Annotated in this window: 11 protein-coding genes; 5 read left to right on the forward strand and 6 right to left on the reverse strand. The window is 74.5% G+C overall.

Going from position 1 to position 10,183, the window contains the following annotated elements; genetic code table 11:
- Positions 1-1,068, forward strand: a 1,068-nt coding sequence (locus JNW98_RS21920; RefSeq protein ID WP_223769979.1) for a dihydrolipoyl dehydrogenase family protein, incomplete at its 5' end; no start/stop codon positions are given.
- A gap of 44 nt (positions 1,069-1,112) precedes the next feature.
- On the opposite strand, the gene JNW98_RS21925 is transcribed toward JNW98_RS21920, so the two are convergent.
- A complete protein-coding gene (locus JNW98_RS21925) occupies positions 1,113-1,730 on the reverse strand; it encodes a flavin reductase family protein (protein WP_223769980.1) in 618 nt (205 codons plus the stop codon).
- A gap of 162 nt (positions 1,731-1,892) precedes the next feature.
- Here JNW98_RS21925 and JNW98_RS21930 point away from each other — a divergent pair, with 162 nt between their 5' ends.
- Positions 1,893-3,260: a GNAT family N-acetyltransferase gene (locus tag JNW98_RS21930; RefSeq protein WP_223769981.1), complete on the forward strand. Its 1,368-nt coding sequence runs from the start codon at positions 1,893-1,895 to the stop codon at positions 3,258-3,260.
- A gap of 32 nt (positions 3,261-3,292) precedes the next feature.
- Positions 3,293-4,981 (forward strand): DUF885 domain-containing protein, encoded by a 1,689-nt coding sequence (locus JNW98_RS21935; protein WP_223769982.1) that lies wholly within the window; start codon positions 3,293-3,295, stop codon positions 4,979-4,981.
- 49 nt (positions 4,982-5,030) lie between these two features.
- On the opposite strand, the gene JNW98_RS21940 is transcribed toward JNW98_RS21935, so the two are convergent.
- From JNW98_RS21940 to JNW98_RS21950, 3 genes are read right to left on the reverse strand one after another with little or no spacing between them, the layout of a single operon-like run.
- Entirely contained in the window at positions 5,031-5,666 is a 636-nt protein-coding gene (locus JNW98_RS21940) for a hypothetical protein (RefSeq protein WP_223769983.1), read from the reverse strand.
- 4 nt (positions 5,667-5,670) lie between these two features.
- Entirely contained in the window at positions 5,671-6,273 is a 603-nt protein-coding gene (locus JNW98_RS21945; protein ID WP_223769984.1) for an RNA polymerase sigma factor, read from the reverse strand.
- A 2-nt stretch (positions 6,274-6,275) separates the two neighbouring features.
- Entirely contained in the window at positions 6,276-6,491 is a 216-nt protein-coding gene (locus tag JNW98_RS21950; protein ID WP_223769985.1) for a hypothetical protein, read from the reverse strand.
- Between the two features lie 318 nt (positions 6,492-6,809).
- On the opposite strand from JNW98_RS21950, the gene JNW98_RS21955 reads away from it, so the two are divergent.
- On the forward strand, positions 6,810-7,688 hold the full coding sequence (locus tag JNW98_RS21955; protein WP_223769986.1) for an ATP-grasp domain-containing protein: 879 nt from the start codon (positions 6,810-6,812) through the stop codon (positions 7,686-7,688).
- 2 nt (positions 7,689-7,690) lie between these two features.
- Here the strand turns inward: JNW98_RS21955 and JNW98_RS21960 are convergent, their stop codons facing one another.
- Positions 7,691-8,140, reverse strand: a complete 450-nt coding sequence (locus tag JNW98_RS21960) for a rhodanese-like domain-containing protein (RefSeq protein ID WP_223769987.1) — start codon at positions 8,138-8,140, stop codon at positions 7,691-7,693.
- Positions 8,141-8,780: 640 nt separating this feature from the next.
- Here JNW98_RS21960 and JNW98_RS21965 point away from each other — a divergent pair.
- Positions 8,781-9,278 carry an Lrp/AsnC family transcriptional regulator gene (locus JNW98_RS21965; protein ID WP_223769988.1) on the forward strand — a complete coding sequence of 166 codons (498 nt, stop codon included), beginning with the start codon at positions 8,781-8,783 and terminating at the stop codon, positions 9,276-9,278.
- On the opposite strand, the gene JNW98_RS21970 is transcribed toward JNW98_RS21965, so the two are convergent.
- Positions 9,217-10,183: SbcC/MukB-like Walker B domain-containing protein (locus JNW98_RS21970; protein ID WP_308015645.1), on the reverse strand; the 967-nt coding region annotated here is incomplete at its 5' end. The genes JNW98_RS21965 and JNW98_RS21970 overlap by 62 nt on opposite strands.

A 10,183-nucleotide genomic window follows, 5' to 3' on the forward strand; every position in this document is an offset into this window, starting at 1 on the left:
CGCGACAAGGGCGGCCGGTTGGCGCGCGGCCGGGGGCGGCTCACCGGCCCGCGGACGGTGACGGTGGACGGGCCGGAGGGCGGCGTCTTCGAGGCCGCGCGCGGCGTGGTGGTCGCCACCGGGACGAAGCCGCAGATCCCGCCGGTGCCGGGGCTGGACGCCGTCCCCTACTGGACGAACCGGGACGCCATCGCCGCGACCGAGCCCCCCGGGTCGCTGCTGGTCCTGGGCGGCGGCTCGATCGGCGTCGAACTGGCGCAGGTCTACGCCCGGTTCGGGACGCACGTCACGGTCGTGGAGGCGACGGACACCCTCGTCCCGGCGGAGGAGCCGGAGGCCGCCGCGCTGCTCGCCGAGGTGCTGACGGCGGAGGGGCTGACCGTCCGCACGGGCGCCCGGGCGTCCGCCGCCCGCCGCGAAGGCGACGCGTTCACCCTCGTCCTGGAGGGCGGCGAGGAGCTGACCGCCGACCGGCTGCTGGTGGCGACCGGCCGCCGGGCGGACCTGCGGGACCTCGGGCTGGAGACCGTCGGCCTCGACCCGGGGGCCCGCTCGGTCCGCACGGACGGCCGGATGCGGGCCGGGGACGGGCTGTGGGCGGCGGGCGACGTGACGGGCCACGGCGCGTTCACGCACGTGGCCATGTACGAGGCGGAGATCGTCGCCCGCGAGATCCTGGGCGAGCCGGGCCCCGGCGCCGACTACCGCGCCCTGCCGCGCGTCACCTTCACCGACCCGGAGATCGGCGCCGTCGGCCTGACGGAGCGTCAGGCCCGCGACCGCGGCCTGCGGGTGCGGACCGGCCTGGCGCGGGTCCCGTCCTCGGCCCGCGGCTGGATCCACAAGGCCGGCAACCAGGGCCTCGTCAAGCTGGTCGAGGACGCGGACCGCGGCATCCTCGTCGGCGCCACGACGGCCGGCCCGTCGGGTGGCGAGATGCTGTACGGGGTGGCGGTGGCGGTCCAGGCGGAGGTGCCGGTGGAGACGCTGCGGCACATGATCTACGCGTACCCGACGTTCCACCGGGGGGTGGAGGACGCGTTGCGGGACCTGGTCGCGGGAGGGTAGGGGGAGGAACCGGGCCCCGCCGCGCCCGGCTCCTCCCCCGCGCTTCAGCCCGCGCCGCCCGCCGGCCAGTCCGCGTACCGGATCCGGGGGGTGGAGTGGACGCCGCCGACCGTCCCCCACTCGTCCTTGCCGAGCCGGCTGAGCGGGCGCATGCGGGCGATCTCCGGGTGGTCGCCGTCCAGGACGGACTCGCTGACCGCGGCGTGCACCACGCGGCCGAACACGACCGTGGAGTCGCCCAGGCACAGCGTGCTGTGCAGCCGGCATTCGAGGGCGACGGGCGAGTCCGCGACCCGCGGCGCCTTCACCGTGAGCGAGGGCTCCTTGGCGAGGCCGACGGCGTCGAACTCGTCGACGCCGGGCGGGAAGTCGGTGGCGGTGCCGTTGATCCGCTCCTCCAGCCCCTCGGGGGCCAGGTTGACGACGAACTCGCCGGTCGCCTCCACGTTGCGCAGGGTGTCCTTCCGGCCGACCGAGGTGAACTGCACGATCGGCGGCTCCACACAGGCGATGGTGAAGAACGAGTGGGGGGCGAGGTTGGCCGTCGTCCCGTCCTCGGAGACCGTGGACACCCAGGCGATGGGCCGGGGCACGACCACCGAGGTGAGGAGCCGGTAGGCGGCGGCACGGCCGGCGGCTTCGATGTCGATGTCAACGCGCATGCCCGCCAGTATCCACGCCGCGGCGCCCGGCATCGTCACAGGTGGCCACGGCCGCCGGGGACCAAGGGAGCGAACCCGTCCGTAACGCGCCAGAGGTGTCTTTTACCCGCCGGACACGAGGTGTTCGTGATCAGGCAACACCAGTTCGTCAGGGTGGTCACCATGACCGACACCGACGCGACCCCCACGGACGCCCCCGGCCGCGCGCACCACTGGCGGCGTGACCTGGCGGAGCTCGCCGCCCTGTTCACCGCCGTGGCCGCCGCCGACTGCGTGGCCGACACCGTGGTCCACGGTCCCGACGGTCCGGCCCTGCTGGCCGGGTCGGCCGCCGCGCTGCTGGCCACGGCCGGGTTCCACACCTGGTGGCACCGGCGGCGGGCGCGGTCCACGGCGCCCGCGCCGGCCCCCGCCGCACCGGAGGAGACCGTCGGCAGCGTGCTGTGGCGGATGCGCACGACCGTCCGCGACGCACCGGGCAGCCTGGCGGCCCTCTGCCTGGCCCTGGCCGGCCGGGGCGTCGACATCCTCGCCCTCCAGACGCACCCGCTGACCGAGGGCACGGTCGACGAGCTGCTGCTGCGCGCACCGGGCGGGCTCACGTCCGACGCGCTCACGCGGGCCGCCGAGGCGGGCGGCGGCCGCGCCACCTGGCTGGAGCGGGCGGACGCCCACGACCTCGTGGACGCCCCCACCCGGGTGCTTGACCTCGCCACCCGCACCGCCCTCGACTCGGCCGAACTGCCGCTCGCGCTGCGCCGGCTGCTCGGCCGGTGCGCGATCCGCTCGGCGCCGGCGGGCGCGTCGGAGGTGCCCGCGGAGGGCGAGTGGCGGGAGACCGTGCTGCGGCTGCGCGACCCGTCCGGCGGCACGATCACCATCGAGCGCCCCCATCTCCCGTTCACGCCCACCGAGTTCGCGCGCGCCCGGGCGCTCGTCGAGCTGGACGCGCGGCTGGGCCCGCGGTTCCCGCGCCGGGACGACGTGCTGACGCTGCCCGCCGGGGACGAGGTGACCGTCCGCCGGGCGGACACCGGCGACCTGGCGGCGGCCAGGGCGATGCACGAGCGCTGCTCCCCCGCGACGCTCGCCCTCCGCTACCACGGCCCGGTCCGGGACGTCGCCGCCGCCGACCGCTACCTCGGCCACCTGCTGGGCCCGCGGTTCGGCCGGACGCTCGCCGCGTACGCGCCGTCCGGCCGGCTGGTCGCCCTCGGCCACCTGCTGTGGGACGGCGAGGAGACCGAGGTGGCGCTCCTCGTCGAGGACGCCTGGCAGCGGCGCGGCGTGGGCGCCGAGCTGCTGCGCCGGCTGGTGGTGATGGCGGCGGAGGCGGGCTGCGAGAGCGTCTACGCGGTGACGCGGGCGTCCAACACGGGCATGGTGGCGGCGATGCGCGGGCTGGGGCTGCCGCTGGACTACCAGGTCGAGGAGGGCACGCTGGTGATCACCGCGCGGGTCACCCCGGCGGCCGTCCCGCGCCTCACCGCCGGGCGCGCCCGCAACCCGGGCGCGGCGAATCCCGCGTGACGCGGCGGCCCCCGCCGTACGAGGATGGGCGCATGCCGAACACCACCAGCACTCAGCTGCCCCGACAGGTCGCCGACGCCTACGTCGACGCGTACGTCGAGCTCGATCCGATCACCGGTACCTACCTCGGTGTGGCGTCCAGCGCCCGCCTGCTGCCCGACTTCTCGCCCGAGGGGCAGGAGGCGGTGGCCGCGCTGGCCCGGGAGACGCTGGACCGGCTGGCGGAGGCCGAGCGGCTGCCCGGCGCGGACGACGAGGCCGAGCGGCGCTGCGGCCGGCTGCTGCGCGAGCGGCTGACCGCCGAACTCGCGGTGCACGACGCGGGCGAGCCGCTGCGCGCCGTCAGCAACATCCACTCGCCGCTGCACTCGGTGCGCGAGGTCTTCACACTGATGCCGGTGGACACGGACGAGGACTGGGACGCGGTCGCCGCGCGGCTGCGGGCGGTGCCTGCCGCGCTGGAGGGCTACCGGGCGTCGCTCGCCGAGGGGCTGAAGCGCGGACTGCCGGGCGGGCCGCGGCAGGTGGCCACGGTGCTGGAGCAGCTCGCCGAGTGGATCGGCACGGACGGGAAGGGCTGGTTCGCCGACTTCACGGCCGACGGTCCCGAGGCGCTGCGGGCGGAGCTGGACGGCGCGGCGGAGGCCGCGACGGGCGCCCTCGCCGAGGTCCGCGACTGGCTGCGGGACGTCTACGCCCCCGGCGTCGAGGGCGCCCCGGACGTGGTGGGCCGCGAGCGCTACGCCCGCTGGTCGCGTTACTGGAACGGCACCGACCTGGACCTGGACGAGGCGTACGCGTACGGCTGGTCGGAGTTCCACCGCCTGCTGGCGGAGATGCGGACCGAGGCGGAGAAGATCCTGCCGGGGGCGCGGACGCCCTGGGAGGCGCTGGCCCACCTCGACGAGCACGGCACGCACATCGAGGGCGTGGACGAGGTCAGGGAGTGGCTCCAGGGCCTGATGGACGAGGCCGTCGAGGCGCTGGACGGCACCCACTTCGACCTGGCCGAGCGGGTCAAGCGTGTCGAGTCCCGGATCGCCCCGCCCGGTGGCGCGGCGGCCCCGTACTACACGGCGCCGTCGGAGGACTTCTCCCGCCCGGGCCGGACGTGGCTGCCGACCATGGGCCTGACCCGCTTCCCGGTGTACGACCTGGTGTCCACCTGGTACCACGAGGGCGTCCCCGGCCATCACCTCCAGCTCGCCCAGTGGACGCACGTCGCGGACCGGCTCTCCCGCTACCAGGTCACCCTCGGCCACGTCAGCGCCAACTGCGAGGGCTGGGCGCTGTACGCGGAGCGGCTGATGGACGAGCTGGGCTACCTGACCGACGCGGAGCGCCGGCTGGGTTACCTGGACGCCCAGATGATGCGCGCCGCCCGCGTCATCGTCGACATCGGCATGCACCTGGAGCTGGAGATCCCGGCCGACTCCCCGTACCACCCCGGCGAGCGCTGGACCCCGGCGCTGGCGCAGGAGTTCTTCGGGCTGCACAGCAGCCGCCCGGCGGACTACGTGGAGAGCGAGCTCGTCCGCTACCTGGGCATGCCGGGCCAGGCCATCGGCTACAAGCTCGGCGAGCGGGCCTGGCTGACGGGCCGCGAGGCGGCGCGGAAGCGGCACGGGGACGCGTTCGACGCGAAGGCGTGGCACATGGCGGCGCTGTCGCAGGGCTCGCTGGGCCTGGACGACCTGGTGGCGGAGCTGTCGGCGCTCTGACGGGCGGACCGGGGAGGGCGGCCGCACCGGCGGGCCGCCCTCCGCCGGGTCACAGGACGCCGGCGAGTTCCTCGATCTGGTCGGCGAGCCGGGGATCGGGGTGGAGCACCCTACCGAGCCCGAACTCCTCGACGTCGTCGGCCTTCAGCCGGCCGACGGCCGCGCGCAGCGCGTCGTTGGGGACGTTCGGCTGAGGCGCGGCGACTCCTTCGGCGATGAGGCTGGAGCGATGGCCGGGGAGCGTGATGGCCTGGTGGAACCAGTGGTCGGCGTCGCGGAGGTCACCGCGTCCCAGGTGGAACAGGTGGAGGCAGTAGGCGGCGAGCGCGTTGCCGACCCCGGCGGAGAACTGCCACCAGAACTGGGCGCCGGCCGGCTCCCCCGCGAGGCTCAGCAGACACCCGAAGTCGAGCGCTCCCTCGGGGTCGATCCCCTCGTCGCACAGCCGGTGCAGCCGGTCGCCGACCGCGTCGCGGTGCAGCAGCGAGGCGGCCAGCGCGCGCAGCCGCTTCTGCGCCACCCCGTGCGACGTCGGAAACTCTCCGACGGGCGCGGGAACGGCCCCGAACATCAGGGTTTCGGTGACGTCCCGGACGACCTCGTGTTTCAGGGCGGCGATGTCCCTGTCGGAGAACGGGTCGGGCAGGGCGGCTCCGGCCAGGAAATCGTCGATGCTGCGCGGCACGGCGTCACTCCTCTTCTAGGTCTACGTCGGCGGCCGGTGGTGTGGAGAGGCCGAGTTTGGTGGCGATGCGCTCTTTCGCCAGGCGGCGGTGGGTGCGGACGGTGTCCACCTTGATGCCCATGACGTAAGCGATGTGAGAACAGGGGTAGCCCAGGACGTAGCGCAGCACGATGACGTCGTACTGCCGGGGAGGCAGCGACGCTATGGCGCTGAAGAGGCCCAGGGCGGAGTCCATCACCTGCAACTGCCTGCGCATGGCCTCCAGCGTGGCTCGGGCCGCCTGCCGCAGCTGGGTCTCCACACACTGTTTGAGGTAGGAGAAGGCGTAGGTCGCGGGGCTCTCCTCTTTCAGCACCATGACCCAGTTGAGCGCCAGGTGGACATAGACCCGGCGGACGACGGTTTTGGCGGCCTCCTCATCCCTGAGCATCGCGTGGGCGTAGCGCAGGTGCGTGCGGGCGTAGAGGTCGCAGAATGCCTCGAGATCCGACGGCATCCGGTACTCCACGCCCTGCAGCGCGTCGAGTTCCCAGGAGGGGTCGTGCGGGAGGAGGGGCTGCGCCTCGCCGGCTCCGTCGGCCTCGTCGGGTGACGGCAGGATGGTCACGGTCAGCCCTCCTCGTCGCGCGGGACCGGCGACAGGGCCGGTCCGTCACCGGAGCCGCGGGTGCGGGTGTGGGTGCGAACCATGCCGTCCGACAGACCGGCGATGCCGATCCGTACGCCGAGACCGAGCATGCGCCGCGCGAGGACACGAACGTCCGGGACGAGCACCCGCACGGCGGCGGCCAAGGCCGCCAAGTCCAACGCGTCATGAACAGTCATGAGCAGTCCTTGAGATAGTCGGCGCGACGCCCAACCCCCGGTGTCCCGGGCGCCGGAGAACGTTTGTCCTCCCTCGCAGGATTGCGAATGGGTACGCCCGAACACGTATGCCCATGGCGACTTTTTTACGACGCGTGATCAATTGAACACACAGAGGCGTAGACCAATCCGGACCGACAGCCGAGCTTCACCGCGGCGACCAGCGGAAACCGACCCCGCTCCCCCACCGCACGCCGAACCCGCACCCCACGCGAGCCACCCCAAGTGACTCGGATCACAGAGAAGAGATCCTCCCGACGTCCGCGTAGAGTCCCGGACATGCCCCCCCTGCTCCTCCTCTGCCGCGACCCGCTCGCCCCCCGCCGCACGGACCCGCACTTCGCCGCCGAGGCGCGGGCGGCGGGTGAACGGGGGCTGCGGGTCGGGCGGATCGACCACGACGCGCTGCTCGCCGGGGACGCAGCGGGGGCGGTGGCGGGCGTGCCGCGCGACGCGGGCCCGGCGTGGTACCGGGGCTGGATGATCCCGGCCGCGCGGTACGCGGAGCTGGCGGCGGCCCTGGCCAGGCGCGGGGTGACGCTCCTGACGCCGCCCGAGGACTACCGCCGGGCGCACGAACTGCCGGGCTGGTACCGGGTGTTCGCCCCGGTGACGCCGCGCAGCGTGTGGTTCCCGACGACGGCCGGCCGCACCCCGGGCAGGGAGCGGCTGGCGGCGGGCGCGGCCCTGCTGGGCGGCGGCGGTCCGGTGATGGTCAAGGACTTCGTCAAATCCCGCAAACACGAGTGCGACGAGGCGTGTTACGTCCCCGACCTCACCGATACGGACCGGCTGGCGGCGGTCGTCGGCCGTTTCGTCGAACTCCAGGCGGAGTTCCTCGCGGGCGGCGTCGTCCTGCGCTCCTTCGAGCGCTTCACGCCGACGGGCGAGGCGAGGGTGTGGTGGCTGAACGGCCGCCCGGTCCTCGTCACCGCCCACCCGGACACCCCGGACCACTTCCCGGAGCACCTCCCGGAGCCGGACCTGACCGCCGTGGCGCCCTGTGTGAAAGCGCTGGCCTGCCGCTTCGTGACCACGGACATGGCACTCCGGGAGGACGGGGTGTGGCGGGTGGTGGAGGTGGGCGACGGCCAGGTGAGCGACCTCCCGAGGGACCGCGACCCCGGCCCCCTCCTCACCGCCCTCGCGCGGGACTGACCTCAGCAGCCGCAGTCCCCACCATCCACGGGCGCGGTCAGCGGGTCCACCGGCAGCCGGCGCTTCCCCTCCCACGTCTCGACCTCGTACCCCTCGCGGATCCAGTACTCGATCCCCCCGAGCATCTCCTTCACCCGGTACCCCCGCGAGGCGAGCGCGTGCGCCGCCCGGGTGCCCCCGTCGCACCCGGGCCCCCAGCAGTAGACGACGACGGGCCGCGCCGGATCGAGGAACTCGGCCGCCAGCTCAGGGATCTGCGCCGTGGGCAGGTGCACGGCCCCGGGCACGTGTCCCTGGTCCCACGCCACCGTGGAGCGCGAGTCGACGACCGTGAACTCCGCGGCACCGGCGGCGAGCGCGGCGTGCACGTCGGTGACGTCGGTGTGGAAGGCGAGGCGGGCGGCGAAGTAGGCGGCGGAGTCGGCGGGTGCGGCGAAGGCGTTGATCGTCATGCCGAAGAATCTATGCGGGCTCCGGCCGGCGGGGAACGGCCGATCCCCGGCGGCCCGCGTCGCTTTCCGTCGATTCCCCGGCCCTCCCGGCGTACCGCCGTGGATGCCGCGACGGTAGCGGCGGGGTCACGGAGTGCGCCGAAACGCCCTGGGCCGAGACCCTCCCGCTTGCATCACCCGGTACCGCTTCGCGCGGTGCTGGAGCTGTCGCATACGCCCGGGGGTGGCGACCGGCGGTCGGCGGTCAGTGGTCGAGGAGGTCCTGCGGACGCACCCGCCGGTGCTGTCCACCGTCCGCGGCGCGCTCACCGACGTCGCCGTGGCCCGCGACCGGGCCGGAAATACGTCCATGCCGCCATTCGTCGGAAGTACTCCACCTTCGCGGGGTGAATGCGTCGCACAGTCACCGCGTCACCCCGACAACACCCGGCGGCGCGCCGTCACTCCGTCAGGGCGCGACCGGCCGTCCGCTCATCCGGTGACCGGTCCGCGCTGATCGGTCCGCGCTGACCGGAAGTGACCGACGACACTCCGTGCGACACCGTGCTTGCACGGACTTCCCGGCCGGATCGCCCGCGGACACCACCCGCCCCCGGCCGAACCCTTGATTCGCCCGGGGTTTCCCTGCTAGACACCGCCCATGACCGAACATTCCCCGGACGCCACCGACTGGCGCATACTCGACGCCCTCCAGCGGAACGGGCGCGTCGGATACGCCGAGTTGGCGCGGATCGTGAACATGTCCTCCAGCGCGGTGACCGAGCGCGTCCGGCGGCTGGAGGAGGCGGGGGTGATCGAGGGGTACACGGCAGTCGTCCGGCCGGAGCGGCTCGGAATGCCGGTGCTCGCGTTCGTGCGGCTGCGGTACCCCAACGGCAACTACAAGCCGTTCCACGACCTCCTCGCCACCACCCCGGAGGCCCTGGAGGCGCACCACGTCACCGGGGACGACTGCTTCGTCATCAAGGTCGCCGCCCGGTCGATGCGGCACCTGGAGGAGGTGGCGGGGCGGATCGGGGCGCTGGGGTCGGTGACGACGAGCGTCGTGTACTCGTCGCCGCTGGAGCGGCGGGCGTTCAGCCGGCCTGACGGTCCCCGGCCGTCCGGTGCCGTACCGCCGAGCCCGACCGCTCCTTGACGACCTGGAGCTGTGCCGGGACGCGCTGCCGCAGGTCGGCGACGTGGCTGACGATGCCGACCGCGCGGTCGCGTTCGCGCAGCGAGTCGAGGACGTCGAGGACCTCGTCGAGGGTCTGCTCGTCCAGGCTGCCGAAGCCCTCGTCGATGAAGAGGGTGTCGAGGCGGGTGCCGCCCGCCTCCTCGGTGACGACGTCCGCGAGGCCGAGGGCGAGGGCGAGGGAGGCGAAGAACGTCTCGCCGCCGGAGAGGGTCGCGGTGTCGCGCTCGCTGCCCGTCCAGGCGTCGACGACGTGCAGGCCCAGGCCGCTACGGCCGCGTCCGGTGCCGCGGGCGTCGGAGTGGACGAGGGTGTAGCGGCCGGCGGACATCCGGTGCAGGCGGACGGTCGCGGCGGCGGCGACCTGTTCCAGGCGGGCGGCGAGGACGTACGACTCCAGGCTCATCTTGAGCTCGTTGTCGGCGGAGGTGCCGGCGGCGAGCGTGGCCAGGCCGGCGATGCGGTGGTACTCCTCGCGCAGCGGGGCGAGCCGGCGGACGTCGTGCGCGGCCTCGGCGGAGAGCCGGTCGAGGGCGTCGCAGCGGCGCCGGGCCTCGGCGTCGCGGTCGGACGCGGCCCGCAACCGGGCGACGGCGGCGGCCAGTTCGGCGTCCGCGACCTCCGGATCGGCGGGCGGCAGGCCGGCGGCGGCGACCGTCTCCTCGTCGGCCAGGGCCGCCGCGACGGCGGCCTCCTCCTGCCGCCAGGCGTCCAACCGGGCCTGTGCGGTACGGAGTTCGGCGGCGCCGAGGAGGGCGGCGGCCGCCTGGGCGGGGGTGGCGAAGCCGGCGCGGTACGCGGCGTCGGCGAGCCGGGCGTCGGCCTCCTTGAGGGCCGTCGCCGCGTCCTCGGCAGCGCGGGCGGCC

The organism is Streptomyces huiliensis (genome assembly GCF_020037025.1).
In the GTDB taxonomy this organism is placed as follows: Bacteria; Actinomycetota; Actinomycetes; order Streptomycetales; family Streptomycetaceae; genus Streptomyces; species Streptomyces huiliensis.